At 43.0% G+C, this 18101-nt stretch carries 16 protein-coding genes; 2 read left to right on the top strand and 14 right to left on the bottom strand.

The annotated features are described in order from the left end of the window. Positions 1–17: 17 nt before the first annotated feature. The 13 genes from BLW54_RS08455 to BLW54_RS08395 all read right to left on the bottom strand — a co-directional run bounded on the left by BLW54_RS08455 (position 18) and on the right by BLW54_RS08395 (position 13546). On the bottom strand, positions 18–677 hold the full coding sequence (locus BLW54_RS08455; protein WP_035507504.1) for a thiamine diphosphokinase: 660 nt from the start codon (positions 675–677) through the stop codon (positions 18–20). Between the two features lie 226 nt (positions 678–903). Then, positions 904–1548 (bottom strand): ribulose-phosphate 3-epimerase, encoded by a 645-nt coding sequence (gene rpe / locus BLW54_RS08450; RefSeq protein ID WP_035505441.1) that lies wholly within the window; start codon positions 1546–1548, stop codon positions 904–906. 2 nt (positions 1549–1550) lie between these two features. Beyond that, positions 1551–2432, bottom strand: coding sequence for a ribosome small subunit-dependent GTPase A (gene rsgA / locus BLW54_RS08445; RefSeq protein ID WP_074733963.1), 882 nt, complete (start codon positions 2430–2432; stop codon positions 1551–1553). Between the two features lie 11 nt (positions 2433–2443). After that, on the bottom strand, positions 2444–4495 hold the full coding sequence (gene pknB / locus BLW54_RS08440) for a Stk1 family PASTA domain-containing Ser/Thr kinase (RefSeq protein ID WP_074733961.1): 2052 nt from the start codon (positions 4493–4495) through the stop codon (positions 2444–2446). After that, positions 4495–5259, bottom strand: coding sequence for a Stp1/IreP family PP2C-type Ser/Thr phosphatase (locus tag BLW54_RS08435; protein ID WP_074733959.1), 765 nt, complete (start codon positions 5257–5259; stop codon positions 4495–4497). The genes pknB and BLW54_RS08435 overlap by 1 nt, the downstream gene beginning before the upstream one ends. 182 nt (positions 5260–5441) lie before the next feature. Continuing rightward, entirely contained in the window at positions 5442–6788 is a 1347-nt protein-coding gene (gene rsmB / locus BLW54_RS08430; RefSeq protein ID WP_074733957.1) for a 16S rRNA (cytosine(967)-C(5))-methyltransferase RsmB, read from the bottom strand. Beyond that, positions 6781–7728, bottom strand: coding sequence for a methionyl-tRNA formyltransferase (gene fmt, locus BLW54_RS08425; protein WP_074733955.1), 948 nt, complete (start codon positions 7726–7728; stop codon positions 6781–6783). Before fmt ends, rsmB begins: the two co-directional genes overlap by 8 nt. Before the next feature lie 21 nt (positions 7729–7749). After that, positions 7750–10158 (bottom strand): primosomal protein N', encoded by a 2409-nt coding sequence (gene priA, locus BLW54_RS08420; protein WP_074733953.1) that lies wholly within the window; start codon positions 10156–10158, stop codon positions 7750–7752. After that, a complete protein-coding gene (coaBC, locus tag BLW54_RS08415; RefSeq protein WP_074733950.1) occupies positions 10155–11360 on the bottom strand; it encodes a bifunctional phosphopantothenoylcysteine decarboxylase/phosphopantothenate--cysteine ligase CoaBC in 1206 nt (401 codons plus the stop codon). The genes priA and coaBC overlap by 4 nt, the downstream gene beginning before the upstream one ends. A gap of 102 nt (positions 11361–11462) precedes the next feature. Next, positions 11463–11690, bottom strand: a complete 228-nt coding sequence (rpoZ, locus tag BLW54_RS08410; protein WP_074733947.1) for a DNA-directed RNA polymerase subunit omega — start codon at positions 11688–11690, stop codon at positions 11463–11465. A 2-nt stretch (positions 11691–11692) separates the two neighbouring features. Continuing rightward, the gene (gene gmk / locus BLW54_RS08405) at positions 11693–12307 is read right to left on the bottom strand and encodes a guanylate kinase (protein ID WP_035505457.1); all 615 of its coding nucleotides are present in this window, start codon (positions 12305–12307) and stop codon (positions 11693–11695) included. 14 nt (positions 12308–12321) lie between these two features. Then, positions 12322–12585, bottom strand: coding sequence for an extracellular matrix/biofilm regulator RemA (gene remA, locus BLW54_RS08400; protein ID WP_027954142.1), 264 nt, complete (start codon positions 12583–12585; stop codon positions 12322–12324). A 79-nt stretch (positions 12586–12664) separates the two neighbouring features. Then, on the bottom strand, positions 12665–13546 hold the full coding sequence (locus BLW54_RS08395) for a YicC/YloC family endoribonuclease (protein WP_074733945.1): 882 nt from the start codon (positions 13544–13546) through the stop codon (positions 12665–12667). Positions 13547–13699: 153 nt separating this feature from the next. Here BLW54_RS08395 and BLW54_RS08390 point away from each other — a divergent pair, with 153 nt between their 5' ends. Continuing rightward, positions 13700–15415: an Rqc2 family fibronectin-binding protein gene (locus tag BLW54_RS08390; protein WP_035505461.1), complete on the top strand. Its 1716-nt coding sequence runs from the start codon at positions 13700–13702 to the stop codon at positions 15413–15415. A 103-nt stretch (positions 15416–15518) separates the two neighbouring features. Further along, positions 15519–15644: a hypothetical protein gene (locus BLW54_RS21155; protein WP_262365314.1), complete on the top strand. Its 126-nt coding sequence runs from the start codon at positions 15519–15521 to the stop codon at positions 15642–15644. 120 nt (positions 15645–15764) lie between these two features. Here the strand turns inward: BLW54_RS21155 and BLW54_RS08385 are convergent, their stop codons facing one another. Next, positions 15765–17951, bottom strand: coding sequence for an FUSC family protein (locus BLW54_RS08385; RefSeq protein WP_074733942.1), 2187 nt, complete (start codon positions 17949–17951; stop codon positions 15765–15767). Between the last annotated feature and the right edge of the window lie 150 nt (positions 17952–18101).

Raw genomic sequence — 18101 nt, 5'->3', positions numbered from 1 at the left:
AATGCGAACTCCCTTTTTCACCCTCTAATAGGCAAGTCTGTACTTCTTATTACTAAGAGTATGCCTGACTCAAATGAAAAAGTACCTGTATCTTCAATCAGTCTGTTTGAGATGCATAAGGTGGACCCAAAAGGAACATAAGCTTTTTCCAGTGGATAATAAAAGCCTTGAAGAGTGAGATCCTCTACTTCAAGTGTGACTGGTAAAAAGGAAATGTAGGGATAACGCTTATCCGATACCAGTTTATGCATGCCCGCGGATACTAATTCCACCTGATTCTGTCTGTCTATCAGTGTACTTTTTATATTCCTTTGCATGAGGGGGTATAGAAGCTGAATGTTCGCCTGGGAATGATCCATTCGTCCACCGGTCACTCCGAATAATAGAATATGCTCAGGCTGCTCTTTAAGTGCTTCATTTATGGCAAGCTCTAAGTCTGTCTCATCTTTTTCATTTGGATAAATGTGAATACGATGGGACCTATTTTTAATTTCCTTTAAAGATTCTTCTGTTACTGAATCAAAATCCCCTATGGCTATATCCGGGGTGATCCCCTGTTCCACGAGGACCTCTGCCCCTTGATCAGCTCCAATCCAAATACAGTCTGTACAAGAGAATTCCTGCAAATCAGGGATATAAGATTTTGGACCTCCACCAACAATGACAACTCTTTTCATCATCCTTCATCCTTCCTGCATAACAACTACACCATTTCTCACATTCTCTCCGCTCGATTCCCGAAAAAAGCGATTTCTAGTGGATATTTGATGCTTTTTAATGGGATGTACGCTTATTTTTAGAATAAATGAGACACTAATAAAAAAGGGACACTGCTCTTTTCTCCATCATAACGAGACAATGAAAAAGCTCAAAGGAATCTCTATCCTCTGAGCTTGCTTTCCGTTATTGCCTGATTGCATCAATGGCTTCTTTACGATCCTCTTGATTGAAGATGGCACTACCAGCGACAAGAACATCGGCTCCCGCTTCTGTACATAGCCTTGCTGTTTGTGCTTTCACACCTCCATCGACTTCGATTTCAAAGGTTAACCCTTCTTCTTTACGCCACTTATCAATCTGGCTAATTTTCGGTACGACGGAATGGATGAAGGACTGACCACCGAAGCCAGGATTCACAGTCATCAATAACACCAGATCCACATCCTTTAGAATAGGTCGAATCAATTCTGCAGGTGTGGCGGGATTAATGACGACTCCTGCTTTCACCCCATAACTTTTGATTAATTGAATGGTCCGGTGCAGATGCGGGCAGGCTTCCTGATGAACGGTAATAATATCAGATCCTGCTTTTGCAAAAGCCTCTATATATTGATCTGGGTTTTCAATCATCAAGTGAACATCTAAGGGTAAGTCTGTGATAGGGCGAATGCTATCCACAATCAATGGGCCGATCGTGATGTTCGGAACAAAATGGCCGTCCATCACATCTATATGGATATAATCGGCTCCGCCATTTTCCACGTCCTTAATTTCTTCACCTAACTTTGCAAAATCAGAAGCTAGAATAGATGGTGCAACTTTAGTCATAATTAATACCTCGGCTTTCTGTTCTGTATTTCATTTAAAAAATGTACATAATGATCATAGCGCTGTTTGGAAATTTCACCAGTATCAACCGCTGCTTTCACCGCACATTTAGGCTCTTTAAAATGAAGACACCCGCGGAATTTACAATCATTTTGTACTTCCACAAACTCAGGGAAGCATTCAGCGAGCTGGTCTGTTTCTAGTTCCCCAAACTCTAGCGAACTAAAACCAGGAGTATCCGCCACTAGGCCTTTGGAAATTTCATAAAGTTCCACATGCCTTGTTGTATGCTTCCCACGTCCTAAACTTTCGGATATTTCATCCGTATCAATGCAAAGTCTCGAATCAATGGAATTAAGCAGCGATGATTTCCCGACACCAGACTGCCCTGCAATTACCGTGGTGCGATTAGCAAGATGAGATTGGATCAATTCCATGGCTTCGGTATCGTTAACAGCTGATAAGATGACAGGATAGCCTATCCTTTCATAAAGAGTTTTGTAGTTTTCCATCATCTCCATTTGTGCATGATCCAACTGATCCATTTTGGAAATGACGATAAACGGCTCGATCCGTTTTTCTTCCACAAGTACCAGAAAACGATCCAATAATAAGGCGTTGAAGTCAGGGTGAACAGCAGAAGTGACGATCAATGCTTGGTCGACATTCGCAATCGGAGGCCTGATCAACTCGTTTTTTCGTTCATTAATCGAAAGGATATATCCTTCCTGACGGTTTTCAGCCTTAAATTCGACGATATCCCCAACGAGGGGGGTCACTTTCTTCTTGCGAAAGTTCCCGCGGCCTCTGCATTGGTACACCTCTCCGTCAGACAACACGTAATAGAAGCCGCTTAAAGATTTGATTATTTTTCCTACTGGCATTTTTTCACCTCTTAATACGATACTTCACCTTCATCAATGACTTCATCATCTTTCATCACTCTATATGTGGCCACTTCTCCAGGCTCGATAGTCATGGTTATCTCATACGTCTTCGTCTCCGTAATTGTTTCATCAATCACTGGTGTCGAATCATCTCTTTCTGCATCATTGACATAAATCAACACGTGCTGACCTTCAGGCTCTTCTGCCTCTTCTGCTCCTTGTTCTCCCTGTCCTTCATCCCTTTGTTCTTCATCCTCAGGTGCCTCGTATGGCACTTCTATCTGTACAGTTTCATCACGAGGAGGCTGAGGTTTAGGTCCTTGTGAAACGACGAGCGCCACCGTATCTCCTTCTTTTACTTCTGTAAATGCTGCGGGTTCCTGGCTAATAACATTCCCATTTTTTATCTCTGACGAATACTCATGATTTACTTCGACATGAAGTCCACGCCTTTCCAAATAGTCCGTTGCATTTTGCTGACTGACCCCTTCTAAACTACTAAGTTCGAAAGTAGGCGGGCCGCCACTGACTTGAAAGGTAACATTCGTTTCTTCGGGGATCACGCTTTCGCCTGGACTTGGAGTCACATGTTCGAGAATTTCCCCTGGTGGACGATCACTTGATTGAGTGAAAGAGCGAATTTCTCCGAATCCTTTACTTTCTAATTCTTCTTTCACTTTTTCATAATCTTCTCCCGAGTAATCCGGAAACTCTGTCCGTTCTTTCCCATTACTAAGGTAAACCGTTACTTCTGAACCTTCTTTAACTGTCATGCCTGCTTCTGGATCTGTACCAATAACGTCTCCTTCTTCCACATCCTCCGAGAAACGCGTCTCCCTCTTGACACTTAATTTTAAATCACTAAGTTCACTGTACGCTGTTTCATATTCTTCACCGGAAAGATCAGGGATTTCCACATTCGCCGGTTGTATAATGCCAGGGATAAGAAATAAAGCCGCTACCCCTCCAATGATTAAAAACAAAACGAGGGTAAGGATCCATGGCCAAACTTTTCGTTTTTTCTTTTTCTTCCCTTTTACTGGCTCGTCATTCTCAGGTTCTTGATCAGTGTTCGTTGGCGTCGATGAAGACTGATGAAGAGGCTTATGATCATTCGTGTTAATAATCGTGTCTTGATCTTTAGAATCTTCATAGGCTTCATTAGTAATGACCGGGATCGCTTTGGTCTTTTCATCATCATCGTCATCTGGAAGAGTAAAAACAGGCTCATCGGATCGGTAAGGTTCAAGACTCGTTTCGATATCATTCTCCATTTCCAATACAGAACTATATCTATGAAAAGGATCCTTGGCGGTTGATTTCAGCACAATATTCTCAACACTTTGCGGTAAATCAGCATTCCAACGCCTTAAAGAAGGAGTTTCATGCTGGAGATGCTTTAATGCAATCGACACGGGGGATTCTCCGGAAAAAGGCAACCTTCCTGTTAATAGCTCGAAAAAAACGATACCCAATGAATAAACATCGGATTTTTTCGTCGCCATTCCCCCTCTGGCCTGTTCTGGTGATAAGTAATGGACAGAACCTAAAACAGAGTTTGTTTGAGTTAAAGCTGTAGCACTCAGCGCCATAGCGATTCCAAAGTCTGTCACTTTCACATGACCATAATGATCAATTAGAATATTTTGGGGTTTAATGTCTCTATGAACAATTTCATTGTCATGGGCATGGGCAATAGCGGAAGCAATCTGTTTCATTATATCTACTGCTTCTGTTACATCTACGGGACTATGCTGCTGAATATATTGCTTCAACGTCATTCCATCGACATACTCCATGACCATAAAATAAATGTCCTCTTCTTCACCGACATCATAGATGTTCACAATATTCGGATGAGATAAACTTGTAGCTGACTGTGCCTCTCTATGAAAGCGAGCAATGAATTCTTCATCATTGCCATGCTCCAACCGCAATACCTTTATGGCGACTTCTCTATCTAAAATCGTGTCGTGAGCCAGGTAGACATTCGCCATACCGCCGCCACCGATCATCTCTTGTACACGATAACGGTCGTTAAGGAGACGGTTATTCAACATTATTCTGCACCTTCTTTCTCATCAGAAGGCAGTTGGCAATGATGGACCACAGCAAGTGTGATATTATCTTCGCCACCCCGTTCATTGGCAAGGTCTACCATTTTTTGCGTGAAGTCTGCCCAGTCCCCTTGATGGTTTTGCAGTTCACGAAGCTCTTCATCCGTGACTTTATTCGTCAGACCATCCGTACATAAAAGAAGGCGGTCATCTTCTTCAAATTCCAATGTTTTTACGTCTGCCGTCAAGTCATATTCTGTTCCAATGGCTTTCAGCAACACATTCTTCCGTGGATGGTGTTCGGCTTGTTCCTCCGTAATTTGACCTGATCGAACAAGTTCATTAACGAGAGAATGATCTTCTGTAATCGCATTAAAGCCATAAGCGTTTGCGAAATAGCAACGGCTGTCCCCAATATGACCGATCGTTGCAAACTGTTCTGTACATAAAGCGACGACAACAGTCGTCCCCATTCCAGCACATTCATCATGTTCATTTGCATACGTTTTAATTTCGTTATTCGCAGCAAGGACCGTTTCTTTGATCCATTTTTCAGCATCATCAGGGGTTTCAATTTTTTCAATCTCCTGCCATTTCGTATGTAAATGGGAAGTCGTCATCTGGCTTGCCACATCACCGGCTTGGTGCCCCCCCATCCCATCAGCTACGATAGCAAGCGTTTGACCTGCATCGTTATGAAAGACGCCACCGGCATCTTCATTATGAACCCTTACTTTTCCCTGGTCTGTCTGATAATAACCGATCATGGTCTCACCTACCTCTTTTCTTATGACACATCCCCCAACCTTGGATATGCCGTTTTTTGAGTGGCTCTATTTTTTGCCCAGCTTCAGCTCTAATTAGAAAGAAAACAGGAAGTCTGCACAAACTTCCTATAACTAAAACAGACTTCCCGGTTCCTTATAAGAACTGAGCGATCATGTGAGGATTACTTTTTTGTAAAGCGGGTCAAGAAAAAACCATCGGTATCCCATTCATGCGGAAACAATTGGAGACCCTTATCGGAAATCCCCGTCCCATTTTGAAGCGGTTCCGGCAGTTCTTTAAAGAAAGTTTCATCCACCTCAAAGTCCGGATGTTTGTTTAAAAAATGTTGGACGGCTTCTTCATTTTCGTGCTGGTCAACCGTGCATGTACTATAAACAAGTTTCCCGTTGGATTTTAATAATGGAGCTACTTCATTCAAAAGTTCATCCTGAATCTTTCTTAATGTGAAAATATCTTCTTCTTTTTTATGGTATTTAATATCTGGCTTGCCTCGTAATACGCCAAGACCAGAACAAGGAGCATCAAGCAATATTCTGTCAAAGGATCCAGTAGGATGCTTTTCGCTAAGTTCTCTAGAATCAGCCTGGTTTGCCGTAATAGAAGTCAACTGAAGTTGTTCCGCTTTCTTACTCACAAGTTTAGCCTTTTTTTCATGTAAATCATACGCAATAACTTCCCCGCGGTCTGACATTTTCTCAGCCATATGGGTCGTTTTCCCTCCCGGTGCACTGCACGCATCAAGAACCTTCATCTTTTCTTGAAGGTCCATCATCTCAGCCACCAGCATGGAACTCTGATCCTGAACGGTGAGATACCCTTCATGAAAAAGAGGATGAGCGAGCACCGCGCCTTCTAATACAATGAATCCTTGAGGAGACAGGACGCTTTCTTCTACCTTAAACCCATCCTTACGCAACTGGTTCATTGCATCCTTCCGAGTGATCCTAAGGGGCTGCACACGGAGGGACAATGGTAAATGATGATTATTCGCCTCACACATGGCTTTTGTTGTATCCACGCCATACTGCTTCACCCAGCGGTCGACCAACCACTTCGGATGACTTGTTTCTATGATCAGACGCTCAACAGGATCCTCGATTTTCTCAAGAGATTGGACCCCTTTCCGTTGTACATTACGAAGCACTCCATTAATGAAAGAGGAGATGCCTTTATGTCCACGTTTTTTGGAAATCTCTACGGCCTCATGAATAATCGCATGATCCGGAACTCTTTCAAGAAAAGTCATTTGATAAACAGACATATAGAGAAGCCAACGCACCCACGGCTTAATTTTTTTCTGTTTTGCTATATAGGGCTGAATATAGAAGTCGATGAGGTCCCTCCGTTGTAATGTCCCATATACAATTTCAGTTAGCAACGCACCGTCCTGGCGAGAGAGCTTTTGTTTTGAAATTTCACGATCAAGTAAAACATGACTGAACCCACCTTGTTCACCAATCCTGGTTAAAAGCTCTAAGGCGGCTTCTCTTAACGTATATTTAGTCATTTTTCTCCCCCAGACGGTCACCGACTTGCAAGGACTGGCCAGCTCCGTTTATAAACGACTGCCCATCCATTTTCTTTTTCCCCGAAGGCTGCAAAGATACGACCTTCACGCCCTGACGATCTCCTGTTGTTACAACGAATCCATCTTCGTCAATACGTGCGACCGTTCCCGGGGGCTCTGTAAACCATCCTTCTACCTTTTCTACCCACCAGACTTTCATAGGTTTTCCACTCCAAAATGTGTAAGCCACAGGCCACGGGTGGAGTCCACGCACATGGTTATAAACCGTTTGCTGGTCTTTATTCCAATCGATGAGTTCTTGTTCCCTTTTTATGTTAGAGGCAAATGTCACTTTAGTCTCGTCCTGAGCCTCAGGAGTAATTTCCCCAGCTAATAACCGGGGCAGGGTGTCAGCAAGCAGATCGGCCCCAGCTACGGAAAGTTTGTCATGGAGCGTCCCGACATGGTCGCTATCTTCAATGGGAACATTCACTTTGGCCAGCATATCTCCGGCGTCGAGTTGCTTGACCATATACATTATGGTGACTCCCGTTTCCTTTTTCCCTTCAAGAATGCTGTAATGAATAGGTGCTCCCCCGCGAAATTCTGGAAGCAGAGAAGCATGAACATTAATACATCCGTGTTCAGGCTCCTTTAGTAAAGCCTCCGGTAAAATTTGTCCGAACGCAGCGGTTACGATCAGATCTGGATCATAAGCAAGGACTTCTTTATATTCATCTTTGATTTTTTGTGGCTGGAATACAGGGATTCCGTGTTTTTCTGCCGCTACTTTAACAGGAGGAGGGGTCAGCGTCTTCTTTCTCCCCTTTGGTCGATCCGGCTGGGTAATAACGAGGACGACTTCATACCCCTCTTCAATAATCCGGTCAAGGACGGGCACGGCAAAATCCGGTGTACCCATGAATGCGATTCGTGTCATGACTTGTTGCTCCCTTCTTGCTTACATCAGCTGATACGGTTGAAAATCAACCGTGATCTGCAATCCATTTTCTTGTTTCATTTCATCTTCATAGTAGTGTAATATCCGTTCAACGAATGTTCGCTGCTCAGGTTCATTCTTATATTTTATCATGCATTGATAGCGATATCTATTATTGATCCGAGTTAAAGCAGAGGGGGTAGGTCCGAGCACATAGGCTTTATCGGAAAGTCTCTGCTGCATAAACATCGTTATTTTTTGAGTGACTTCCTGTACTTTTAACTGATTAGGATGAGAGATTGTAAATAATGTCAGATAAAAATAGGGAGGGTAGCGAAAGGCTTTTCTAAGTTTCATTTCTTCTTTAAAGAATTGTTCATAATCATATTGGCTGGCAAGCTCTATGCTGTAATGCTCCGGGGAATAGGTCTGTACAACCACTTCCCCTGCTTTTTCATGTCTGCCCGCCCTTCCACTGACTTGTGTTAACAATTGAAACGTTTTTTCGGAAGCACGAAAATCCGGTAAGTTAAGCAGGGCGTCAGCTGCAAGCACTCCTACCAAAGTGACATTTCCAAAGTCCAGCCCTTTCGCAATCATCTGTGTTCCAAGCAATATATCTGCTTTCCCATCACCAAACTTTTTTAAATGCTGTTCATGTGCCCCTTTACGACGAGTCGTATCTACATCCATACGGATGACCCTCGCTTCGGGTATCAATTCTTGCAAGGCTTCTTCCACTTTTTGTGTACCTGTACCGAAGTAACGGATCGTTTTACTTTCACATTCTGGACATTCGCTTGGCATTGGCTCTTCGTGTGAACAGTAATGGCATTTTAAGCGATTCTGTCTCTTATGATAAGTCAAGGCAATATCACAGTGTGGACATTCACTCACATGCCCACAGTCTCTGCACATCACAAATGTTGAATAACCGCGGCGGTTAAGAAACAGGACCACTTGTTCTCCACGGGCGATCCTTTCTTCTATCTTTTCCTTTAATACAATGGAAAACATCGAACGATTGCCGCTGTGCAACTCTTCACGCATATCGACGAGTTCAACTTCAGGCATGACGGATTCATTCATCCGCTTGCTCATCGTCAAGAGTTTATAATTCCCCTTCACAGCACGCGCATAACTCTCAAGTGCCGGGGTGGCACTCCCGAGAACCACCGGACATTGGTGAGTTTTTCCCCTCTTAATGGCTACGTCTCTGGCATGATACCTCGTTCGATCTTCTTGTTTATAACTGGTCTCATGTTCTTCATCAATAATAATTAATCCTATTCTCGTAAAGGGGGCAAAAATAGCTGATCTTGCGCCCACAACCACTTGTACTTCCCGGCGCTGAATTTTGCGCCATTCATCATACTTTTCCCCCGCAGATAAAGCACTGTGAAGCACGGCTACTTTGGAGCCAAATCTTCCCTTGAACCGTTCAACCATTTGTGGGGTAAGTGCGATTTCCGGGACGAGCATAATCGCTTCTTCCCCTTTATCAATAACTTGCTGAATCGATTGTAGATAGACTTCGGTTTTTCCACTCCCTGTAACCCCATGCAGCAGGAAGACATCATGTGTCTGATCTTCAATATTCTGAAGGATCGGTTCAATGGCTGTTTCCTGCTCGTTCGTAAGGGGGAATGGTTCTGTCCGTTCGAATTCCCGATCACCATAGGGATCTCTGAAGACTTCCTTTTTGAATTCCCGAAGGATTCCCTGATTCACTAAAGGTTTCAATGAAGCACTGGTCGTCGACAGCTCTTCCAGCAACCGTTTTTTTTCAATCGTTTCCGGGTATTCAAGGAAATATTCTATAATCTTCCGCTGTTTCTTCGCTTGGGGAGAGAGATCGACAAGCTTCTCCTCAAGTTCCATACTACTTAAAACAGGCTCGACATTGGTTACTGTCTTTTTTGTTTCCCTGCTTTTCACTTCATAGTGGACATCTAAAACTCCGTCATCCATATGTTTTCGCAGGGTGTGATAGCTGATGCCGGATTGTTCAAACTCTTCAAAGTCCACAACCGCCCGCCCATCAAAAAAAGCATCAAGCTCTGAATTTAACGGCTCTTCTGTCAACTTCCAAAGTTCTTTTCGATACTTAGCCTTCATCACTTGAGGAAGCATGACCTGCAGGCAGGAAATGTAATAGCTGAGGGTATTACGAGAAAGCCATTTACCTAACTGTAGAAGTTCGTCTGTTAACGTAGGAATAACATCCAGAACGTCCGTGATTTTTTTAACAGATGAAAAAGCACTCGTTTCTGAGAGAGTAATGACATATCCTAAAATCTTACGCGGACCAAATGGAACAATCACTCGGACACCCGGTTGAACGATCCCTTCAAATTTTTCAGGTATTTCATAATCGAACAATCGATTGGTATTTTGGGAGGGTACATCAACGATGACGTTCGCAATCAACGATTCTCACTCTCCATCTCTTGGATGGCTGCAAGTAAAATGTTTTCTGCAAGCTCCTGCTTGCTCATTAATGGATAGGCCATCTCCTGGCCTTTCTTCGTGATGAGCAAGGAAGCGTTCGTTTCTGTACCGAACCCGGAACCTTCTTCTGAAACATTATTAATAACGACAGCGTCCAGGTTCTTCTTCGCGAGTTTTTCTCTTCCGTACCTCTCCATATCCATTGTTTCCGCAGCGAAACCAATTAAGTATTGGTGTTCTTTGCGTTGCCCGAGTTCCATTAAAATATCCTTTGTCCGTTCCATTTCCACTACATACTCCCCAGGCGTTTTTTTCATCTTTTGTTCATAGGTTACTTTTGGCCGGTAATCTGCTACGGCAGCCGACTTGATGACGATATCCTGTTCCGAATACGCCCGCATCACTTCCTCGTACATTTCCTGGGCTGTTGTTATCGGGATGACATCAACACCCACCGGGGGTTCTAATGTTACCTTTCCTGAGACGAGGGTCACTTCTGCTCCCATTTGCTGAGCTTTTTGTGCTAAGGCATATCCCATCCTACCTGTCGACGGATTTGTAAAATAACGGACCGGATCGATTTTTTCGCGGGTGGGTCCTGCTGTAATCAGGACTTTTCTTCCTGTAAGGGACAAAGGACGATCCTCTTCCCCCTGGAGAACCTCTACAATCGTTTCAGGCTCTTCAAGACGTCCTTTCCCTACATAACCGCAAGCAAGATACCCCTCTCCGGGTTCAATAAACCGAAAGCCCCATTCATCCAGCTGTTTCATGTTTTTCATGACCGCTGGATGTTTGTACATATGGACGTTCATTGCTGGAGCAATATAAACCGGGGCTTCAGTGGCAAGTAATGTTGTTGATAACATATCATCAGCAAGCCCACCGGCAAGTTTCCCTATTACGTTGGCGGTCGCTGGAGCAATTAAAAACAGATCGGCCCAATCAGCAACATCAATATGTTGGATTTGTGTGGAATCCTCTTCCTCAAAAGTATCTGTATAGACTGGTTGTCTTGACAAGGCTTGAAACGTTGTCGGCGCCACAAACTTTTGGGCGCTATGTGTCATAATCACTTTGACTTCTGCTCCTGCCTGGACCAGCTTGCTGGTCAACGCAGCTGCTTTATAGGCGGCTATCCCGCCGGACACTCCGAGTACAATCTTTTTTCCATTCAACATCTGACGGACCCCTTTACTGAAAAAATGTTATCCCTAAAACACGTAGGAAAAGCCGCGCTGTTTCTATAAAGAAGCGCGGCTTTTCCTACGTCGTTTGATCTCTTATGTGGTTTCTGTTCGTTCTTGGATTTCGTCCGCTTCAATATAGGTTAATTTCCCATCGCGGATCTCCTCAAGCGCGACACCCACCTGCTGATGGGAAGTCGAGTGACTGATCATTGGTGCGCTTCCTTGTTTTAGTTCACGTGCTCTTCTTGCAGAAAGAGTCACAAGTGTATATTTGGATTTGATTTGTTTCTGCAAGGAATCAATGGATGGTTCTAACATCATGATTATTCATCCTCCAATGCTTTTTTATATTGATGGGCAACGCGCTCACGTTTGCAGTGTTCACTGGCAACGATCGCTTTCACTTTTGATACAGCGTTATCGATTTGATCGTTCACGACTACATAATCATAGGCATCCATCATATCAATTTCTTCTTTGGCTGCCTTCAGACGGTTCTTCACTTTTTCTTCTGTTTCAGTACCGCGATTTACGATACGATCCTTCAGTTCTTCCAAAGAAGGAGGAATCAAAAAGATAAATACACCTTCCGGGAAATTCTCCCTTACTTTAAGAGCCCCTTGAACTTCAATTTCTAAAAAGACATCTTTCCCTTCATTAAGCGTCTGTTCTACATATTGACGAGGCGTTCCGTAGTAATTCCCTACATATTCGGCATGTTCAATCAATTGACCTTCGCTAATCAACTTTTCGAATTCATCCCTCGATTTAAAAAAGTAATCAACACCATCCACTTCTCCTTCCCTCGGGTCACGAGTAGTCATGGATATGGAATAGCGTAAATCTGTCGATTGCTCGAATAAAGCTTTCCGTACTGTTCCTTTTCCGACACCAGATGGCCCGGAAAGAATGAATAAAATCCCTTTCTGATCAATCACTGCAAAAAGTCCTCCTAGTTTTCATCTGAGATCTCGTCATTACTAATCACACGCTGGCCGACCGTTTCCGGCTGTACAGCTGATAGGACGACATGATCACTATCTGTAATAATGACCGCACGCGTACGACGGCCATATGTAGCATCTACTAATTTATTATTGTCACGGGCGACCGTGATGATACGTTTGATCGGAGCGGATTCAGGTGAAACGATCGAAATGATCCGATTCGCAGACACGACGTTTCCAAAACCGATATTGATTAACTTCAAACTCAAAGCTGACTCCTCCTTCTTCTGACCAGACACATGAATGACTATCTCTATTATATGAAAAAACTAGGCGTAAACACAATTGTTATTCGACATTTTGCACTTGTTCTTTCATCTTTTCAACCTCACTCTTCACATTCACAACCATTTCAGTCACCTGTCCGTCATTGGATTTCGATCCGATGGTATTCACTTCACGATGCATTTCCTGTACGATGAAATCAAGCCTCCGTCCTATAGGCTCATCAAGGGTGAGCGCCTCTTCAAATTGGGATAAATGAGACTCTAATCTTGTCAACTCTTCAGTAACGTCCCCTTTTTCAGCTAGTAAAGCGACTTCCTGGAGAACTTTTATTTCATCAGGTTGGATCTGTTCTGCCGTGAATTCTTCTATTCGGGAACGAATCCTTTCTTTATACTCTTCGATCACCACAGGACGTCTCTCATGAAGGCGGCTGAGAAATGACCGGACTTGGTCGACACGCCTGACTAGATCTTCCACAAGCCCGCTTCCTTCATTTGTGCGCATATGTACAAGTTGTGTTACAGCATCTTTAACAGCCTTCAATAAAGCCATTTTTAGTGCATCAGAATCGTTTTTCATTTCTTTTTCTAAAAAAACATCATCTAACTTGGATACCATATCAATAGATATATCACCAGTCAAATCATAACGACGTTGCAAATCCTTCAATTTGTTCACGTATTGATCGACAATCTTCCAATTCACTTCAATCTTTTTATCAAAGAGATCTTCTCCATCTATGGTAACAAAAATATCGATCCGCCCGCGGGATAACTGTTCCTTCACTACCTGTTTTAATCTTTCCTCAAGAAACAATAGCGTTCGGGGAATCTTAGTGGAGATATCTAAAAAACGATGATTCACAGACCTTATCTCTACATGAATCTGTGTTTCACCAACTTCTACCGATTGCTTTCCATACCCTGTCATGCTTTTCACCATATGATCATCCACCTATATGTAAAAATGAATAACATCCTTTATTTTAGCAAAATTCCAGGGGATGATGCGAGAGATTGACTTTTCATAACTAAAATTCTTAGAAACCCCCTCGATAATCATGCTATACTTCTAACAGTAGAGAGGTGAAGACCAATGTCTTTTGACGGAATTGTAACCCGGGCGATCACAAATGAATTGAATGAAACGATCCAATCCGGGCGTATTATGAAAATTTATCAACCTACAGAAACAGAACTTGTATTGACGGTCCGTTTTCAGCGAAAAAAGCACACGCTTTTGTTATCCGCACACCCAAGCTATGCTAGGTTCCATTTGACGGACGACAACTACCATAATCCTAAGGAGCCACCGATGCTATGTATGCTGCTCAGAAAGCATTTGGTAGGAGGATTTATTGAAAATATTGAACAAGTGGGGATGGAAAGGATTGTGAAATTTCACATCCGTACACGGAACGAAGTTGGGGATGAAACGATGAAAACCCTTGTGATTGAAGTCATGGGTAAACACTCCAACATCCTGCTCATAGACGAAGAAGAAGGACACATGCTCGATAGCATCAAGCATTTACCCCCTTCCCAGAACCGCCACAGAACCATTATGCCAGGTCAACCTTATAAGCTTCCACCAGAACAAGGAAAAACCAGCCCAGTGGATTTAGATCCAGATTCATTTATTAAGAAATTGGATTTCAACGCTGGAAGGATGGATAAGCAAATTCTGAATGTTGTGATGGGCTTCTCACCATTGATGACGAAAGAAATTGTTCATCAGGCTGGTCTTGGTGGTCCGAATGCTTACAAAGAAGCTTACAAGTCGATCAGGGATCGCATTTTAAACCATCAGTATGAGCCACAAATACATCGGACGGAGAAAGAACAGTTTTATGTCCTTCCGTTACATGCATTCTCTGAGAATATAGAAACATTTGAGACCGTAAGCAGAATGCTGGATGATTACTATTCAGGAAAAGCCGAGCGTGACCGCGTCAAACAACAGGCCGGGGACCTCCACCGTTTCTTAAAAAACGAACGTGATAAAAACAAACGAAAAATTAAAAAGCATGAAGATACATTGAAAAAATCAGAAGCTGCAGACGATTATCAACGGCTCGGGGAGCTCTTAACCGCCCATATGCATATGGTGAAAACGGGAGATGAGGCTGTAACAGTTATCGATTATTATGACCCTGACCAATCTGAAGTGACGATTGAACTGAACCCTAATAAAACACCAAGCGAAAATGCCCAAAGTTTTTTCCAAACGTACACCAAGTTAAAAAAATCAAAAGAAGTGGTCCAACAAGAGATAAAAAAAGCAGAGGATGAAATCCTCTACTTTGAAAGGCTGATTCAACAAGTGGAGTCGGCACGGGAAGAGGATATTGAAGAAATCCGTGAAGAGCTTCGGGAACAAGGGTATTTAAAGAAAAAGCCCACTCCCAAAGGCAACCGCAAAAATAAAGCGAAGAAACCGACACCGGAAACCTTCGAGTCCAGTGACGGCACCTTAATTTACGTAGGTCGAAACAATAAACAGAACGAATATTTGACCAACCGGTTGGCCCACAAAATGGATGTCTGGCTTCATGCTAAAGATATCCCAGGCTCCCATGTGGTCATACGACATGATGATCCTAGCGAAGATACGCTGCTGGAAGCCGCCCAGCTTGCGGCAAACTTCAGCAAATCCAATCAGTCTTCTTCTGTGCCCGTGGACTATACACGAATCCGCCACGTAAAAAAACCATCAGGAGCAAAACCTGGCTTTGTAACCTATGATCAACAACAGACCTTATTTGTCACTCCTGATGCGAGCTTTGTAAAGAGATTAAGAAAACAGGACTGAAAGAAACATCTCCGGTCAATATTTTGGTACGGGGATGTTTACATACTCTGCTATTCAATCAGGCATAATAATGAAAACTTAATCATTTCGAGGAGGTTCTTTTATGCCGAAAAATTCCAAATCTAAGCGTAATCCTAAGAAAAGCCGTGATGCGGTTCAGCCGGCTACAGGAGAAAAGAGAACAACAATCTCCAAAGCTGGAGAAGCTCTCGATGAACCAAATCGCTAGAACTCAGAACGTCCATGCTCCACTCCCCAAAGTTAAACCAAGCAGAACATAATGCACGGGTTGAGAAGCGTTATCTGGACGATCTTCATAAATTTTGTACAAATATATCAGCGGGGACTTCTATGGAAGGTCCCGCTTTTTTTCTAGACTTATTACCTCAAGGCCCATTCTTTCGCCAAGGGCAAGTAGCGCCTGATTTATTTTCCACACATAGAACAAATGATGAACAATATCTCCCTGTTTTTCTTTATGACTCGGGGCCAATCGTTCAATGATCTCTCGCTCCTCCTGGATATTATATAATTGACTGGTTAGGCTTTTATGATGAATCACATCCATCAATGCACGAATATTATGTTGAAACATTTTTTCTGCACGTTCAATTGCTTCCTTGATTTCATCTGAATAATGGAATTCCTTCTGATAAGTGGAAGCAACTAATTGCTTGGCATAGTAGTTGATGGCTGTAAAAGTGGTAAGCAGCCGGGGAATACCGGAATACTTTCGTCCTCCAGGTCTTTGCAGGGCAGGCTTGGCTTCCTCTTCGAGCCCTTGAATCTTTTCATCCATCTGGAAAGCAAGATCTGCCATTCCTTTCATACTTTCTGAATGTTTGAACTTATGAATGTATTCGATGACGTACGCATCCAGATCTTCCAGGTATTCGATTAAATGGTCATCAATCTTGTCCATCATTTTTGTTGGAAAGATAAAAGCTGCCACCACCAGAGCAATTCCTGCACCTGCAAAAGTATCCACCACCCTCGCTAGGAGCAAAGAATAACTGATACCACCTAACATAAGGTCATACATAAAAGCGATCAACATCGTAATGAAAATACTCATGACTGTGTAGGATACGGGAAGCATGTAAAAGGCCAAAAAGATCACACCAAAGATCAACACCACTTCCAGTTCAGATTGCCCGGATACGAATCGTGCCAGTACGAATCCGATGACCGCTCCAATGACTGTTCCAACCGTTCTTTCCAAACCTTTCAAATAAGTACGCCCAACCGTACCAGTCCCTAATTGAACGATAAAGGTGGTGAGTAACACCCAGTATGGCTGAAAAGGGGAAATCATATGTCCAACAATCACTGCGATCGATCCAGCAATCACCGATTGAATCGCTTTCTTCGTTGTGGGTTCCATACCTTCTGTTTGTTGATCTTCTTGCTGATTTCCTTCATCATCTGCTGGGGATTCTAAAATGATGGGTTCGCTGCTGTGTTTAATGACTCGTGCCCCTTCCGTCACATGGGAAGCAATGGCTTCAATACGACGAAGCAGGTAAAGCCAGCCATCGGGTCTTGTTTCGTATTCTCCAAATCTCTGGTCAATCATTTTCTGTAGAGTTGCTATTACACGTTCGGCCTCACCAAGATGCTTCTCTTCCTTTTCCACTTTAAGTACTTCCATTTGCTGCAACGTCCGAATCAGAGAGGTCAATACATTCCGAAGGTCTTCTGTCTGTAACGCGCCACTCTCTTTAAGCTTTTTTAAACTATCAGAGAATGTCATGATGAACATCGCCGTGTCAAATACATAAAGCCGGAATTGTTCCTGCCGGATTCCCGGCCATACTTCTCTAATATCCTGGGCATTTAGGTCAGTAGAAACATGATTCGCATAATCCCTCAGGATCTTTACGTTATAGGTGAGCTTTTTTGAGCGAACTTGATTCATGTCCGGATCTTCAATTAATTCGATCAGTAATTGGAACGTCAGATTGGCTTGTCTGTGAAAGGATTGAACACTACGACGAAGCTGCTGTGCTGAATCCCTAAAGATCACAAAATTATATAAAAAAGCAAAACCTACGCCGATACAGATGGCCCCATAAAACCAAGGAAATTGCGGTGGTGGTAGTTTTAGAAAAGAAGAAAAATAAACCGTAATAAAACCAATCATTCCTAATGAGAAGAAACGACTTCCAAACTTCGAGAAATAAAAACTGCTGAAAATAATTAGAATCATCAATATGGAGACGAACACGGCACTCCATGATAGCAAGGAACCTAAGGTAACCCCTGAAATTCCAGATAGAGGAAGCAGCCATGTCGTTACTTTCTTCTCTTGTTTCGTCTCGTCCATCACGGCCATGATCCCAAGCAAGCCGCATACGCCTGATATTATTGATGGAAGGAGTGGTTCATGACCAAGTAAAAGCAGAAGAAACATGGTTGTAAATACGGAAGAGATTACGCTGATTGTTGCTTTACCTGCTTGCTGTAAACGTTTATGGCCTGGATCAGAAGCAAGCATTCGTCTAAGCCAATAGGATTGTGTGAAAGGAACCTTCATTTATTTATCTATCCCTCCTTTTTTTCTTATCTACTCCGTTACAAAGAACATCAGAGGATATCTTTCATGAAAGATAACTAACTTCAAGGGAAAAAGGTTTTACGTACGGCCATCTGAATGAAAGGGAGATAAGGATAAATTATAGGGGGC

Origin of the sequence: Halobacillus karajensis (genome assembly GCF_900108515.1) — a bacterium.
In the GTDB taxonomy this organism is placed as follows: Bacteria; Bacillota; Bacilli; order Bacillales; family Halobacillaceae; genus Halobacillus; species Halobacillus karajensis.
The sequence above is the reverse complement of the archived record's forward strand: the minus strand, read 5'-3'. Positions and strand labels throughout refer to the sequence as shown.